This is a genomic window from Roseibium sediminis (assembly GCF_008711325.1).
Lineage (GTDB): Bacteria > Pseudomonadota > Alphaproteobacteria > Rhizobiales > Stappiaceae > Roseibium > Roseibium sediminis.
This window is the reverse complement of the sequence record NZ_VXDB01000017.1, coordinates 46256-61004: the sequence shown is the minus strand read 5'-3', so window position 1 is coordinate 61004 and position 14749 is coordinate 46256. Positions and strand designations below refer to the sequence as shown.

Below are 14749 nucleotides of genomic sequence, written 5' to 3'. Positions count from 1 at the left end.
GGGAGATGACAAGCCCATGTCAGGAGACGCCGAGCAACTTGATAGAGGGCGTCTTTCCCTATGGCTCAGCGAGCATGTTGAAGGGATCGACGGTTCGGTTGAGCTATCACCCATCTCGGGCGGGCAGTCCAACCCGACGTATCGGCTCACCGCATCGGGCAAGAACTTCATCTTGCGGCGTAAGCCTTTCGGGGACCTCCTGAAATCGGCGCATGCCGTGGACCGTGAATTTCGCGTTCAACAAGCACTCGCGGGAACCGCGGTGCCGGTCGCCCGGATGATTGCCCTTTGCGAAGATGACAGCGTTCTGGGCTCCATGTTCTACCTCATGGCAGAGGTTCGCGGACGATCCTTTGATGATCCGCGTGTGCCCGATGTTTCTGCGGATGAACGGCGTTCCATTTATATGGAAATGGCACGTGTCCTTGCCACCATCCACTCCGTCAACCTGGAGGCCGTTGGCCTAAAGGACTACGGGCCGGACGGCAACTATTATGAACGCCAGCTCAGTCGTTGGACCCGCCAGTACAGAGCCTCAGAAACCGAAGTCATTCCGGCGATGGATAGCTTGATAAGCTGGCTTGAGGCGAACCTGCCAGCGGACGATGGTCTGCGGACATTGGTTCACGGGGATTTCCGTATCGACAACCTGCTGTTTGATCGCGGCGGTCCAAACTGTGCTGCTGTTCTAGACTGGGAGCTCTCCACTCTCGGCCATCCCTTTGCCGATCTTGCTGCCCTTGTCATGCAATGGGGACGCCCGACAGGTCCGGATAGTCGTGGCCTTTTGGGTGTTGACAGGTCGGCGCTGGGCATACCGTCAAATGAGGCGTTTGTCGCAGAATACTGCCGTCATATGGGTATCAGTGCGCCGGAGAATTTCAGGTTCTATGTCGCCTTTGCGGCCTTTCGCATGGCCGCGATCCTGCAAGGGGTGAAGAAGCGGGCGCTTGATGGAAACGGCGCTGACCCTGAGCGCGGCCTGCAGCTTGGGGCCTATGTGCCGGGATTTGCAGAAGACGGGCTGCGGGCGGCAGGTCTTGGAGCTGCTCATGGGTGAACGCCGTTACGAGGGTCTGGTCGTCCAGATCACCGGTGCTGCAAGCGGATTTGGACGCCTTGCCGCACAGCGTTTCGGTGAAGAAGGCGCGCTTCTGGCGCTCTCTGATCTGGATGGGGATCAGCTGAGCGAAGTCGCAGCACAACTGCAAACGAAGGGGCATCGTGTTTTTTTCGAGCAGGTGGATGTCACTTCGCAACTGCAGGTGTCGGGGCATATCAAGGCGGTTCTTGAAGAATATGGCCAGCTTGATATCGCCATCAACAACGCCGGGCGGGTTCATGCCTTGGTGCCGTTGCCCTCTCTGGATCTTGAGACCTTTGAACACATGATGGCGGTCAACGCACGAAGTGTTTTTCTCGGTCTCAAGTACCAGATTCCGCCCATGATTCAGCAGGGCAAGGGAGTGATCCTCAATGTTTCCTCCGTCGCAGGACTGGTTGGAGCCGGATATCTCTCGGCCTATGCGGCCTCCAAACATGCGGTTGTCGGCTTGACCCGTTCAGCCGCGGACGAAGTTGCTAGCAAGGGGATCCGGATCAACGCCCTTTGTCCGGCCTTTTCGCAAACGCCAATGCTTGGTCAAATTGCGGAGCAATTGGCGGATCGTCACGGCCTGACGGAAGACGAAGCAGCCCTCCGGCTCGCGACGCGCATCCCGATGAAACGGACCATTCTTCCTGAAGAAGTGGTCGATGCGATGCTCTGGATCTGTTCACCTGGTAATTCGGCCATGACCGGGCAGACGATAGCCGTGGATGGCGGTTTGACCACCATCTGATCGCTGTCATCTGGTTCGACGAACCTGTGTAGAGCATTTCCAGGCGAAGTGGATACCGCTTCGTCGTCAGGGAATGCGTGACGTGCTCTAGCCGTTGAGTTCAGCGAATTTCCCGCCGCGCTCGGCCGTTTCCCGCAGCAGCTTTGGCACCTTCCAGAAGAAGGCATCCTCCTGCGCATAGGTTTCGATCCGTCGCACCAGTTCGCTGGCACCGATGGCATCTGCCGTGTGCATCGGCCCACCGCGGAAGCGCGGGAAGCCATATCCAAAGAGATAGACCGCATCGATATCAATCGGTCGGAGCGCGATGCCGTCTTCAAGAATGCTGATAGCTTCCTTGATGATGGCGGTCATGATCCGGGCAGTGATCTCCTCTTCCGAAAAGGAGCGGGGTGTGACGCCTGCCTTGGCTCTTTCCGCTTCGATGATGGCAACAGCGGCCGGATTGAGCGTTGGCGCACCCTCTCCATAGACATAGTAGCCTTGGCCCGTTTTGCGTCCGAAGAGCTCGGCTTCGCACAGGCGGTCCGGAATGGCGATATAGCGCTCATTCGGGGAACGGTTCGGGGCCTGTCGCTTGCGCGCCGCCCAGCCGATGTCCTGACCCGAGAGGTCTCCAACCGCAAACGGTCCCATGGCGAAGCCATAATTCACCATGGCCTGATCAACCTCTTCAGGGCTGGCCCCATCCATCATCAGGTAGTCGGCGGCCTTCTTGTAGGTGTTCAGGATGCGGTTGCCGATAAAGCCGTCGCAGACCCCGGCGCGCACTGCAATCTTCTTGAGCTGCTTGCCAAGCGCGAAGCCGGTCGCCACTGCGTCGGGCGCGGTCTTATCGGCGACCACCACTTCGAGCAATTTCATCACATGGGCTGGCGAGAAGAAATGCAGGCCGATCACATCTTGCGGGCGGCTGGTGGCAGCGGCGATCTCGTTGATATCGAGATAGGATGTGTTCGTGGCAAGGATCGCGCCCGGACGGCAGATCGCATCCAGCTGGCTGAAGACGTCCTTCTTGACACCCATGTCCTCAAACACGGCCTCAATGACAAGATCGGCCGCAGCGAAGCTGGCATAGTCGGTGGTTGTCTTGAGTTTGGTCTCAAGGATCTCGGTCCGGCCAGCGTCCGAAAGCTTGCCGCGTTTGACTGCTCCGTCCAGATTGCCGGTGATAATGGTCCGGCCCCGCTCAAGACCCGCTTCGTCGCGCTCGGCCAGGATCACGTCCAGTCCTGCAAGCAGACAGGCGGTTGCAATGCCCGACCCCATGGTGCCGCCGCCGATGACGCCAACCAGTTTTACCGGGCGCGGCGTTTCGCCCGCTTCCGGGATCTTCGTGACTGCACGTTCTGCAAAGAAGGCATGAATGAGACCAGCCCGCTGCGGGCTTTCCATGCATTCGCTGAAGAGACGACGCTCTTCTTTCAGGCCGTCCTCCAGTGGCAACGTGCTGGCGGCTACGGCTTCAACGCATTTATGCGGCGAAAAGAGGTTCGGCTGCTTGCGCTTCAGGGTGCTTGCCGTTGTCTCGATGGCGGCAGTGTCCGCAACCGTTGCAAGGTCACCGGTTCGGCGGGTTTCAAGATCTCCGTCCAGAACCCTTTGGGCGCTTTGCAACGCGAGGTCGCGCGGTTCGCCGCTGAGGATTTCATCGATCAGGCCAATTTTCAGGGCCTCTTCAGCGCCGACCCGGTTACCGGTGGTAATCAGCTCCAGAGACGCGGGGATTCCGGCAAGGCGCGGGGCCCGCTGTGTGCCGCCTGCACCCGGAAGAATGCCCAGAGTGACTTCCGGAAAGCCGATGGTGAGATCAGGCAAGGCAATTCGCGCATGGGTGGACAGGGCAACTTCCAGTCCGCCGCCGAGCGCGTTGCCGTGCAGCACCGAAATGACCGGCTTTTCCATCGCCTCGATCCGGTTGCAGACATCCGGCAGCCAGGGAGCCTGCGGCGGTTTTCCGAATTCACGGATATCCGCACCGGCAATGAAGGTCTTTCCTGCGCCGTAAATGGCGACGACCTTGATGGCATCATCCGCCGACAGTTGATCCATGGCCTTCACCAGACCATCGCGCACAGCAAGGGACGCCGCGTTTACAGGAGGATTGTTGATCGCAACAAGCGCGATAGCGCCGGAAGTTTCAACTGTAACCATCTGGTCGTGAGTGTTGGTCATGGGCACTTCTATTCGACAGCTTTGAAGGGAAACAGGGACTGGACCTTATTGATCCGGATTTGGACGGGGAGTTTTCGCAAGCGGGGACTGGAAGTCAAGCAGTGATCAGCGCCGGGCGTATGGAAAGCCGATTTTGGGCAGGTGCGTCAAAATCGCAAATGCAAATCATTTGCAACTGGCTTGACTTCTGCACGTCACTTCGCAATAACGTCAGAAGATGCCAGTTCTGGCCCCTCCGGAGTGTTTCATGCGCCGATTTCGCAAGGTTCTTTCTGTCGCCACTGTCCTCTCGGCGCTGGTGCCGATGACGGCTCTGGCAGGCGAGCGCATGAAGGTCGTGACGACATTTACGGTTCTGGCCGACATGGCCCGCAATGTAGCCGGAGATGCCGCTGACGTTGTGTCCGTGACAAAGCCCGGTGCGGAAATTCACGGATATCAACCGACTCCTCGGGATATTGTCGGGGCCGTTGACGCGGACCTGGTGCTTCGCAACGGAATGAACCTGGAGCTCTGGTTCGAACAGTTCCTGCGCAATTTGGGGGATGTTCCCTCCGTGACGCTCACAGACGGGATCGAGCCGATTGCAATCCGCTCCGGATCCTATGAGGGCAAGCCCAACCCGCACGCCTGGATGGGCCTGGAAACCGCACGGATCTATATCGACAACATTGCAAGGGCATTCGCCGAGCAGGATCCGGACAATGCGGCGCTCTATCAGCAGAATGCAGCCAACTACAAGAAGAAGGTCGAAGAGACGATTGAGCCCTTGCGCCAGAAGGTTCAGGCTCTCCCGGAGGACAAGCGGTGGCTTGTGACATGTGAGGGCGCATTCAGCTATCTTGCGCGCGATTTCGGGCTGAAGGAGCTTTATCTCTGGCCGATGAACGCCGATCAGGTTGGCACGCCGCAACAGGTCCGCAAGGTCATTGACGGGGTGAAGGAAAACGCGATCCCGGTCGTCTTTTGCGAGAGCACGGTGAATACCGCTCCGGCTCAGCAGGTCGCGCGGGAAACCGGCGCGTCCTATGGCGGTGAGCTTTATGTGGATTCCCTCAGCGAGGCCGACGGCCCCGTGCCGACCTATCTCGATCTTTTGCGTGTGACGTCCGAACGGGTCGCGAACGGCCTTGCATCCACTTCCAATTGACAAGCATGATGATGGTTCGGGAGATGCCTCTCCAGGCTGCAAGCAGGAAAATTCGGTGAACCAGACACATACTGACCCGTTGGATGGGATACGGGCGCGAAATGTCACCGTCACCTATCGAAGCGGGCTCACGGCCCTCCATGATGCAAGTTTCGAGATCCCGAAGGGGTCTGTCACCGCCCTTGTGGGTGTGAATGGCGCCGGAAAGTCCACGCTTTTCAAGGCAATCATGGGCTTTGTGCCCACCTCGCAAGGCGAAATCACCCTGCTTGGCAGGAGTGTTCCCGAGGCGCTCAAAAGCAATCTGGTTTCCTATGTGCCTCAGTCCGAGGAAGTGGACTGGAGCTTCCCGGTGCTGGTGGAAGATGTCGTCATGATGGGACGCTACGGCCATATGGGCTTTCTGCGGCGTCCTTCTGCGCGTGATCGCAAGGCTGTCGATGACGCTCTGGCGCGCGTCAACATGCAGGACCTCCGAGGGCGCCAGATCGGCGAATTGTCCGGTGGGCAGCGCAAGCGTGTGTTTCTGGCGCGCGCGCTGGCTCAGGACGGACAGGTGATCCTGCTTGATGAACCTTTCACGGGTGTCGATGTGAAAACCGAAGAGCAGATCATTGCCCTCTTGCGGGAACTACGCAGCGAAGGCCGGGTCATGCTGGTGTCCACCCACAATCTCGGTTCCGTGCCGGAGTTCTGTGACCGGACGGTGTTGATGAAAGGCACTGTTCTTGCCCACGGGCCAACCGAAAAGGTGTTCACGCCAAAGAACCTGGAAAAGGCCTTTGGCGGGGTGCTGCGTCATTTCACCATCGGCGGCTCCGACCTGCACGACGATGACGACACGCGCCAGATCACCATCCTGACCGACGATGAACGCCCATTGGTGCGCTATGGCGAACGCACGGTCCACAACGAGGGGCGCGAATGACAGCTGCGCTTCTTGAGCCATTCACCTATTCCTACATGGTCAATGCCATGTGGGTCTCGGCACTCGTCGGCGGGGTCTGCGCGTTTCTCTCTGCCTATCTGATGCTGAAGGGCTGGTCCCTGATTGGCGATGCCCTTTCGCATTCGGTGGTGCCGGGGGTCGCGGGCGCTTACATGCTCGGCCTGCCGTTCTCCGTTGGTGCCTTTCTGGCGGGGGGGCTTGCCGCCGTTGCCATGCTCTTTCTGTCGGAACGATCCGGGCTGAAAGTCGATGTCATCATTGGCATCATCTTCACGTCCTTCTTCGGGCTCGGCCTTTTCATGGTGTCGCTCAGCCCGACCTCGATCAGCGTTCAGACCATTACAATGGGCAATATTCTCGCCATCACGCCGGAAGACACGCTGCAGCTTGCAGTGATCGGTTTTGTGTCTCTGGCTGTCCTGCTCCTGAAGTGGAAGGACCTGATGGTGACATTTTTCGACGAGAGTCACGCCCGCTCGATCGGCCTGAACACGCCGTTGCTGAAGGCTGTGTTTTTCGTTCTCCTGTCCGCGTGCATTGTTGCGGCCATGCAGACGGTCGGCGCCTTTCTGGTCATTGCCATGGTCGTGACACCGGGAGCTACGGCCTATCTGCTCTGCGACCGGTTCTCGCGGCTGCTGATCCTGTCTGTTTCCATCGGCGCCGTGACGAGTTTTACCGGGGCCTATGTCAGCTATTTTCTGGACGGAGCCACCGGCGGCATCATCGTGACGCTGCAGACACTGGTCTTCCTTCTGGCCTTCGTGTTTGCCCCAAAGCACGGCCTTTTGGCGGCGCGCAGGCGTGCTGCCCAAGCGCTCTCTCCCGCGGTAGACGGGCAGTCTCTTGGCAGGGAGGGCCGCTAGATGGGTATCGACGCGCTGCTGCTGCCGTTCCGCTTTCCCTTCATGCAGGATGCCTTCCTGATCTGCCTGATCGTTGCAATTCCGACCGCGTTGCTGTCCTGCTATCTCGTCCTCAAGGGCTGGGCATTGATGGGCGATGCGGTCAGCCACGCGGTTCTTCCCGGTGTGGTCCTTGCCTATGTACTGGGTATGCCGCTGATCATCGGGGCCTTTGCCGCGGGAATGGGAAGCGCGCTCCTCACCGGTTATCTGGCAGAGAACAGCCGCGTGAAGCGCGACACCGTGATGGGGGTGGTCTTTTCCGGCATGTTCGGCATTGGTCTGGTTCTCTATGTCTCCATAGACACCAATGCCCATCTTGATCACATCCTCTTCGGCAACATCCTCGGCGTTGGGTCGCAGGACCTGTGGACGGCAGGGTTGATCTCGCTTCTGGTGTCCGGACTTATCCTGCTGAAATGGAAGGACCTGCTGTTGCACAGTTTTGACCCCGCGCAGGCCAGAACTGCGGGCTTGCCGGTCAATGCCATGCACTACGGACTGTTGGCTGCACTCTCGTTGACGATCGTTGCGACCCTGTCTGCCGTCGGACTCATTCTCGCTGTCGGCCTGTTGGTGGCCCCCGGCGCCATTGCCTTTCTGCTGGTTCGAAGCTTCGGCTGGATGCTTGTTGTTGCCGTTCTGGTCTGCGTGGGTTCAATGCTGGCAGGAACCTATCTCAGTTTCTTCCTGGACAGCGCTCCCGCCCCGACGATCATTCTGGTCATGACGGTTGTATTCATCGCTGCATTTATTCACCGTCAAATAAGGATCAAGGCCGCGACCGGCACTCCTCGGCTCGGGTTCTGATCCGTTAGCGTCCCTTGCAAACTCCCGCAATTCCGCCAGCTATGGGCGAGAAAGCGGGAGGCGCTTGCCATTCACTTAAAACTTGAGTATTTGAATCAAGTATAAGCTTGGGCCAGCTGGCTCGGCATGTTTGATAGTGAAGGATTGATCATGGGCGCTCAGGCCTTCCAGGGCACGGTCTCCACCGGTTTCGCTTCAAAATATCTCCAGCAATTGTGCAAGCATTTTGCCCACAAGGTGCCTGCCACATGGTCGCCGGACGCGGGCACAGTCGAATTTCCGTTCGGAGACTGCCAAATCACGGCAACGCAGACGGATCTGCGCTTTGCCTGCAAAGCAGAGCCGGGCGAACAATCCGAGCGGCTGAAGCAGGTCGTTGAGAGCCATCTTGTGCGTTTTGCCTGGCGCGAGACGCTCACCATAAATTGGGATGGAGGCACAAAATGAGCCTCCCAAGCGTGACCTGCCGGGGGGAAGGTCTGCCCCGGTTTGCCAAGGTCCTACCGCTCGTTGCGATGCTGGCAGCAGGAACGGCCTGCCTGCCAGCGGCCGCGGAACCGGCAGAGGGACGCCTGACCATTCAGCTGAACAAGGCCGAAACCATCGCCGGGTCCTGCCGCATTACCCTTGTAGCCCGAAACGGCATGGCAGGGGATCTCGCCGGACTGGGGCTCGATCTCGTGGTGTTCGACAAGGCGTCGGCGGTGGTCGGCTATGCGGCGATTGATATCGGCGTTCTGCCGGAGGGAAAGACGCGTGTTCGCCAGTATGACGTGGCGACGTCCGAGTGTTCGGCCATCGATGGCATTCTCGTCAATGAGGTACGGCACTGTGGCAGCCCTGATGCACCTTCAGCGTCATGCCAGTCCGCCTTGTCGGTCTCGTCCCGCTCGGAAATCGATTTTTTCCTATGAGGTCCTGCAATGAATATCGGCACGCTTTCCCTGCCCGTAGACCGCTTTGACTCGCTCTTGAGCCTGTTGGAGCAAGGTGGTCCGGTCGTGACCCTTCTTCTGGGGCTTTCGATCATTGCGGGAGGCCTCGTCATTACAAAGCTCGTCCAGTTCCTGCGAACCGGCGTCGGGCGATATCGGTGTTCAAGCGAAGCGCTTTCCCTTTGGCTGTCCGGTCAGCGATCGGAGGCAGAAGCAATGGCGGCGTCCTCCGATGCCTTGATGGCGCGGACACTTCTGCAGCTGATGCGTGCCAGTCAGAAGTCCGGTTGGGAGGAGAGGCAGTTGAAGGAGGACATCGAGCGGGTCTGTGCCCGCGAGATCCTGATCCTTCGTCGGTTCCTGAAACCGTTGGACATGATCGCCCAGACTGCCCCGCTCATCGGGTTGTTCGGGACGGTTCTGGGGATGATCGAGGCCTTTCAGGCCATGCAGGGAGCAGGCGCTGCTGTGGATCCGTCAGTCCTTGCCGGGGGCATCTGGGTTGCTCTTTTGACCACTGCAGTTGGTCTTGCTGTCGCAATCCCCGTGTCTGCGATCCTCGGCTGGCTGGACGCTCGGGTGGAGCGGGAACAGGCTGAAATGGAAAGCGTTGTGACGGCGTTTTTCACCGGTGCGCCCCTGGGCGAGCCGTCATCAGGACAAAACGCATTTGTCCTTGCCCGGTCAGGTGCGGCACATGCGCTTTGAACCAACACCCCAGCGCAAGGCGCTCGGTCTGACATCATTGATCGATGTCATCTTCTTGCTGCTGCTCTTTTTCATGCTTGCCTCCAGCTTCACGCGTTATCAGGCAACACAAATGGCAAGCGGGGCGTCGGGTGGAGGGGCCGAAGTTCGCCCAACCTATCTCCGTCTTCATGGCGACGGTCGCATGGACCTCAACGGGCGAAGCGTTTCGCCGGACGAATTGGAGGAACGCACGAGAACACTGGCTGAAACCAAAGGTGCCCTGCTGGCGATCTGGAGCGGGCCAAACGCAACCATTCGCGATGTTGTCATGGTGACTTCTCTGGCGCGTGCCGCCGGATTGAAGACCGTTCTGGTGACCGGGAACTGAGCCGATGAAACTGTCCGCAAAACCGGAAAGACGCCCGCCGGAAAACACCATTCCCCTCATCAATGTCGTTTTCCTGATGCTGATCTTCTTCCTGTTTGCAGGGTCGATCGCACGCGATGACGCCAGACGGGTCGAGCCACCAATCGACATGGTCGAGGATGAGGTGATCCGCTCCACAGATGCCTTGGTTATCGATCGCGGTGGCGAGCTTTATTCCCGCGGCGAACCGGTCGAGCTGGAAAGCTGGGTGTCGGAAGCAAAAACCGCGGACGGGCCTATGGCTCCTGAAATGCCCATCAAGATTGCGGCGGACGGCGACCTGCCAGCCGACAGGCTTGAGGAGATCATGAAGCAACTCAAACAGGACGGACTTGAGGATATCGTTCTCATCACCCGGCGGGGGACAGGCCAATGAAACTGCATCGCTTACTGGCTCTTGGGCTCGTGGTTTCCTTCAGCGCCCATGCTGCCGGTTTCAGCTATTTCGGTGAAGCCGATCACGAAGCCGATGCAATCGTTGCCCAAGGCGGCGAAGTCTCAATTGTCGGCTCTCTGGAAGACTTGATGGTTGGTGCAACTGCATCTGTGGTCACTCACGTCACCACGCTCCCGACTGTGCAACCCGTCCAGCCGAATGTTCAGCTTGCCGCCATTGCTCCGATGCAGGTTCCAGCCCCCGCCGTCCAAAAGGTGATGGCAAAAGGCGTTACGGATATCGCCCCGGCAAGTCCTGAACCTGTCGTGGCGCTCCAAAGCGCAAGCATCCAGCCAAATGTGCGGGGCAAGGTGTCACCCCTCCCGGTTCCTTCAAATACAGCCAGCCTTCCGAAAGCCCTGCAGGTCATGCCTGAGGCGGCAGTCATTGAGCCGGTTGGTGAGGCCGTCTCTTTAGCTCCGCGCCTGAAACCAGAGCTACGCCGCGAGACGAGGCGAGAGCTGGCGCAAAAGCCGACACCTGCGAAAGCTGAATCGAGATCAGCTCGTCAGGGTGCAGAACACGCGGCGAAAAGAGGTGGGGAGCAGATCACCGCCAAGACCGGGCGTTCCAACGCCAACGGGCATTCCAAGGCCAAGGGGAGTGATGGCGGCAAGGCGGCAAGCTCGAAATATGGCGGCGTGGTGCGAGCCCGGGTTAATCGCGCAAAGAGATACCCGGGCGGAGCCGGTCAGCGTGGCGGTACCGCCGTGCTTCGTTTCACGGTCAACAAGTCGGGCGGAGTTTCGGGGGCAAGCGTTGTTCGATCATCCGGCAGCCCGGTCTATGACCGCGAAGCACTTGCCACCCTCAAGCGCGCCAAACTTCCACCGATCCCAGATGAAATCGGCCGTGCATCGCTCGTCTTCACCCTGCCGATCCGCTTCGGAAAAGGGTGAGCACGGGTGTCCTGAAAACCTACACACATCCGCTGGTGCTCTCGCGGATCAGCAGCTCATAGCGGGTCTCGTGATTGATTGGCACTTCTTGCGCAGCTTCGCCCGCCAAAAGTGCGGCAATAAGGTCTGCAGTTTTTTGGCCGATTTCTGAAGGTTTGGCATCAACGGTCGTAAGTGTCGGGCAGGTAAAGGGCGCAATTTCAAATGCGCCAAATCCGGCAATCGACAGATCGTTCGGAACCTTGATCCCGGCACGCTGACAGGCGCTGAGCACTCCGAATGCATAGAGATCAGAGGCACAAATAACGGTTTTCACTTCGGGAAACCGGCTTCTGAGCTCCTGAAAGGCGCGATGCGCTTCCTTGATGGAGAAGTTTGTGCTTGTGGTGTCAATCAGCCGCGAGGCATCCAGTCCATGGCCGGACACCGCGCGGATAAATCCGTTTCGTCTATCTTGCGCCCGTGTGTCGCTTTGCGGTCCCCCTCCAATAAAGCCGAGCTCGTGGTGGCCAAGGCGCACCAGTCTGTCAGTAAGGTCATGCATGGCGCGGGCGTTCGAAAATCCGACGCTGTAGGCAACCGGGGCCTGTGGTTGGTCCCACATCTCGATGACCGGAATCCTTGCCTTTTCCAGAAGCTGCCTTCCGCGATGCGTGTGTTGCCCTCCGGTGACCACGATGGCTTCGGGCTTGCGCCTGAGAAACTGTTCGATCAGCGCCTCTTCTCTCTCAACGCAGTAGTTCGTGTAGCCCAGCAGCGGTTGCAGACCATGTTCTGCAAGGTCATCGGATATGGCCGTAACCGTGTCCGCAAAGTTGGAGTTGTTCAGAGACGGGATGGTGACTGCCACAAATCCCGTCTTTTGGCTGCGCAGGTTCGAGGCCGTGCTGTCAAACACATAGCCGAGCTCGTCGGCAGCCTTGAGGATGTTTCGGCGGGTTTCTGCGTTGACAGAGGCATCTTCCTTGAAGGCGCGCGAGACGGTCATTGGCGAAACGCCAGCCCTTTCCGCAACGTCCTTCATGGTGATGGCTTTGGTCATGCAGCCCGTCCAACCGCAGGGGAAAAAAGCGGCTCCTTCATTGTCCTTGATCCTTGATGAAGGCGGCCAGCTCGGCGACGATTGCTCCAATCGGTTGGTCAATGTCGACGACTGTTCCCTGCTCGTCATCCGCCAGCGGTTCAAGGGTGGCAAACTGGCTGTCGATCAGGCTCACGGGCATGAAATGCCCCGTTCTTTGCGCCATACGTGCGGTGATCACGTCTCTGCTTCCACAAAGGTGCAGGAACATCACGTCGTCACCTGCAGCACTGCGGATCTGGTCCCTGTATTTCCGCTTCAAGGCCGAACAACCGACCATATAGCGGTCTTGAGCCGCTGCGAGTTCGCGCCCCACCAATGCAAGCCAGGGGGCCCGGTCATCATCGGTCAGGGGAATGCCAGCCGACATCTTGTCGACATTGCTCTTCGGGTGCAGGTCGTCGCCATCCCGGTAAGATGCGCCTGTAACCTTCGAAAGCGCCTCTCCCACCGTCGATTTGCCGCATCCGGCAACGCCCATGATGACAAATTTCGCCATTGAATTCAGAGCGACGCCGTAATGCCGCCATCCACGTAGAGCGTATGGCCGTTGACGAAACTCGAAGCGCGGCTGGAAAGGAAGACGCAGGCTCCTACAAGTTCCTCCACCTCGCCCCATCGTCCGGCTGGTGTGCGTTTTTCCAGCCAGGCGCTGAACTCCGGATCAGCGACAAGGGCGGCGTTCAATGGCGTGTCGAAATAGCCCGGCGCAATGGCGTTGCACTGAAGCCCGTATTTGGCCCAGTCGGTGGCCATGCCCTTGGTGAGGTTGCCGACCGCGCCCTTGGTGGCCGTGTAGGGTGCGATGGACGGGCGGGCCAGCGAAGTCTGCACCGATGCAATATTGATGATCTTGCCCCGCCGCCGCTCGATCATGTGGCGGGCGCAGGCTTGACCCACGTTGAACACGGTTGCGACATTGGTGTTCAGGAGCTCGGCAAACTTGTCGGCAGGAAAGTCCTGAAGCTCGGTGCGAAACTGCATGCCGGCATTGTTGACCAGAATGCTGATGGGACCGTGTTCGGCCTCAAACCCGTCAATCGCCTTGCGAACGGCGGCGTGATCGGTCGCATCAAACGTCAGTGCGCTGACCGTGTGGCCTTCGCCGCGCAGACTGTTTGCCGCAGTGGCAAGTTTGGTCTGGTCACGACCATTGAGGACAATTGTGGCACCGGCCTGAGCCAGTCCGCGCGCGAGCGCAAACCCGATACCCTGCGAAGACCCGGTGATCAGGGCACACTCCCCTGTCAGGTCAAAAAGCTCCCGTCCCTGAGCCATCAGCGCATCTCCCTTTGCTCTCGACAAGCCGTTACGTCATGTTATGTTATCGATAACATCGAGCCTCCGGACTGGCAACTGCCATGTCCGATCCGGACCGTCGGCGGGGTTCGCATATGCTGATGCTGCGAGGATTGTTGCATGAAGACCATTGTTATTCACGCAGCCAAGGATCTGAGGGTAGAGGAGCGCGATCCGGCCAGACCGGGCGACGGTGAGGTAGAGATCGAGCTGGCTGCGGGCGGGATCTGCGGATCCGATCTGCACTATTACAATCATGGCGGTTTTGGCGCGATCCGGCTGCGCGAGCCGATGATCCTCGGCCATGAGGTCTCTGGCTATATTCGGCGACTTGGACCAAGTACAAGCGGACTGGAGGTCGGCCAGCTGGTGGCGGTTTCTCCCTCCCGTCCCTGTGGAACTTGTTCCTATTGCCAGAAGGGTCAGCACAATCACTGTCTCAACATGCGCTTCTACGGATCCGCCATGCCGTTTCCGCATATTCAGGGGGCTTTCCGGCAGACGCTGATTGCAGATGCTGCGCAAATTGCCGTCGCCGATGGGCTGACCGAAGGGGAAGCAGCCATGGCCGAGCCATTGGCCGTGTGTCTTCACGCAGCGCGGCAGGCGGGAGACCTTCTTGGCAAACGGGTCCTGGTCACAGGATGCGGGCCGATCGGGGCCCTTTGCATTCTTCTGGCCCGCCGGGCCGGGGCTGCGGAAATTGTGGCCACCGACCTGTCAGATTTCACGCTTTCCCTCGCCAGAAAGGTTGGGGCTGACCGCGTCATCAACATGACCTCCACGCCGGACGGGCTCGCCGGTTATGAAAGGGACAAGGGCAGTTTCGATGTGCTTTTTGAATGCACGGGCGCGGCTCCGGCATTGGCTGCAGGAGTGAATTGCCTCAAGCCGCGCAGCACACTTGTTCAGCTGGGTCTCGGCGGCGACATGACCGTTCCCCTTCAGGCAATAACGGCCAAGGAGATCACCCTTCGTGGTTCCTTCCGGTTCCACGAGGAGTTTTTCACTGGAGTGGACTTGATGAAAAAGGGTCTGGTCGACGTCAAACCCCTGATCTCACACAGCTTGCCGCTTGATGACAGCATAGCCGCCTTTGAACTGGCATCCGACCGCCGTCAGGCCATGAAGGTCCAAATCAACTTCCGCTGA

17 protein-coding genes are annotated in these 14749 nt (G+C 59.1%); 13 read left to right on the top strand and 4 right to left on the bottom strand.

What is annotated here, in order from left to right; all coding sequences use genetic code 11:
* Positions 1-16: 16 nt before the first annotated feature.
* The gene (locus F0155_RS16655; RefSeq protein ID WP_150525677.1) at positions 17-1060 is read left to right on the top strand and encodes a phosphotransferase family protein; all 1044 of its coding nucleotides are present in this window, start codon (positions 17-19) and stop codon (positions 1058-1060) included.
* Positions 1053-1841: an SDR family NAD(P)-dependent oxidoreductase gene (locus tag F0155_RS16650; RefSeq protein ID WP_150525676.1), complete on the top strand. Its 789-nt coding sequence runs from the start codon at positions 1053-1055 to the stop codon at positions 1839-1841. The genes F0155_RS16655 and F0155_RS16650 overlap by 8 nt, the downstream gene beginning before the upstream one ends.
* Positions 1842-1928: 87 nt before the next feature.
* Here the strand turns inward: F0155_RS16650 and F0155_RS16645 are convergent, their stop codons facing one another.
* Positions 1929-4016, bottom strand: coding sequence for a 3-hydroxyacyl-CoA dehydrogenase NAD-binding domain-containing protein (locus tag F0155_RS16645; RefSeq protein ID WP_150525675.1), 2088 nt, complete (start codon positions 4014-4016; stop codon positions 1929-1931).
* Between the two features lie 247 nt (positions 4017-4263).
* Here F0155_RS16645 and F0155_RS16640 point away from each other — a divergent pair, with 247 nt between their 5' ends.
* The 10 genes from F0155_RS16640 (at position 4264) to tolA (ending at position 11217) form a co-directional block, all read left to right on the top strand.
* Positions 4264-5166, top strand: coding sequence for a metal ABC transporter substrate-binding protein (locus tag F0155_RS16640; RefSeq protein ID WP_150525674.1), 903 nt, complete (start codon positions 4264-4266; stop codon positions 5164-5166).
* Positions 5167-5221: 55 nt separating this feature from the next.
* On the top strand, positions 5222-6094 hold the full coding sequence (locus F0155_RS16635) for a manganese/iron ABC transporter ATP-binding protein (protein WP_150525673.1): 873 nt from the start codon (positions 5222-5224) through the stop codon (positions 6092-6094).
* Positions 6091-6981, top strand: coding sequence for a metal ABC transporter permease (locus F0155_RS16630; RefSeq protein ID WP_150525672.1), 891 nt, complete (start codon positions 6091-6093; stop codon positions 6979-6981). Before F0155_RS16635 ends, F0155_RS16630 begins: the two co-directional genes overlap by 4 nt.
* The gene (locus tag F0155_RS16625; RefSeq protein ID WP_150525671.1) at positions 6982-7830 is read left to right on the top strand and encodes a metal ABC transporter permease; all 849 of its coding nucleotides are present in this window, start codon (positions 6982-6984) and stop codon (positions 7828-7830) included.
* A 126-nt stretch (positions 7831-7956) separates the two neighbouring features.
* The gene (locus tag F0155_RS16620) at positions 7957-8277 is read left to right on the top strand and encodes a DUF2218 domain-containing protein (protein WP_204934510.1); all 321 of its coding nucleotides are present in this window, start codon (positions 7957-7959) and stop codon (positions 8275-8277) included.
* A complete protein-coding gene (locus F0155_RS16615; protein WP_150525670.1) occupies positions 8274-8744 on the top strand; it encodes a hypothetical protein in 471 nt (156 codons plus the stop codon). The genes F0155_RS16620 and F0155_RS16615 overlap by 4 nt, the downstream gene beginning before the upstream one ends.
* A gap of 9 nt (positions 8745-8753) precedes the next feature.
* Positions 8754-9473 carry a MotA/TolQ/ExbB proton channel family protein gene (locus tag F0155_RS16610; RefSeq protein WP_150525669.1) on the top strand — a complete coding sequence of 240 codons (720 nt, stop codon included), beginning with the start codon at positions 8754-8756 and terminating at the stop codon, positions 9471-9473.
* Positions 9463-9843 carry a biopolymer transporter ExbD gene (locus F0155_RS16605; protein ID WP_150525668.1) on the top strand — a complete coding sequence of 127 codons (381 nt, stop codon included), beginning with the start codon at positions 9463-9465 and terminating at the stop codon, positions 9841-9843. Before F0155_RS16610 ends, F0155_RS16605 begins: the two co-directional genes overlap by 11 nt.
* 4 nt (positions 9844-9847) lie before the next feature.
* Positions 9848-10258: an ExbD/TolR family protein gene (locus tag F0155_RS16600; RefSeq protein WP_150525667.1), complete on the top strand. Its 411-nt coding sequence runs from the start codon at positions 9848-9850 to the stop codon at positions 10256-10258.
* Entirely contained in the window at positions 10255-11217 is a 963-nt protein-coding gene (tolA, locus tag F0155_RS16595; protein WP_150525666.1) for a cell envelope integrity protein TolA, read from the top strand. The genes F0155_RS16600 and tolA overlap by 4 nt, the downstream gene beginning before the upstream one ends.
* A 19-nt stretch (positions 11218-11236) precedes the next feature.
* Here tolA and F0155_RS16590 read toward each other — a convergent pair whose 3' ends face one another.
* Genes F0155_RS16590 through F0155_RS16580 form a run of 3 tightly spaced genes read right to left on the bottom strand, consistent with a single transcriptional unit; the run spans position 11237 to position 13576 of the window.
* Positions 11237-12259 carry a LacI family DNA-binding transcriptional regulator gene (locus F0155_RS16590; RefSeq protein WP_150525665.1) on the bottom strand — a complete coding sequence of 341 codons (1023 nt, stop codon included), beginning with the start codon at positions 12257-12259 and terminating at the stop codon, positions 11237-11239.
* A 37-nt stretch (positions 12260-12296) separates the two neighbouring features.
* Positions 12297-12797: a gluconokinase gene (locus F0155_RS16585; protein WP_150525664.1), complete on the bottom strand. Its 501-nt coding sequence runs from the start codon at positions 12795-12797 to the stop codon at positions 12297-12299.
* A 5-nt stretch (positions 12798-12802) separates the two neighbouring features.
* Positions 12803-13576: an SDR family oxidoreductase gene (locus tag F0155_RS16580; RefSeq protein ID WP_150525663.1), complete on the bottom strand. Its 774-nt coding sequence runs from the start codon at positions 13574-13576 to the stop codon at positions 12803-12805.
* 141 nt (positions 13577-13717) lie between these two features.
* Here F0155_RS16580 and F0155_RS16575 point away from each other — a divergent pair, with 141 nt between their 5' ends.
* Positions 13718-14749: an L-idonate 5-dehydrogenase gene (locus F0155_RS16575; protein WP_150525662.1), complete on the top strand. Its 1032-nt coding sequence runs from the start codon at positions 13718-13720 to the stop codon at positions 14747-14749.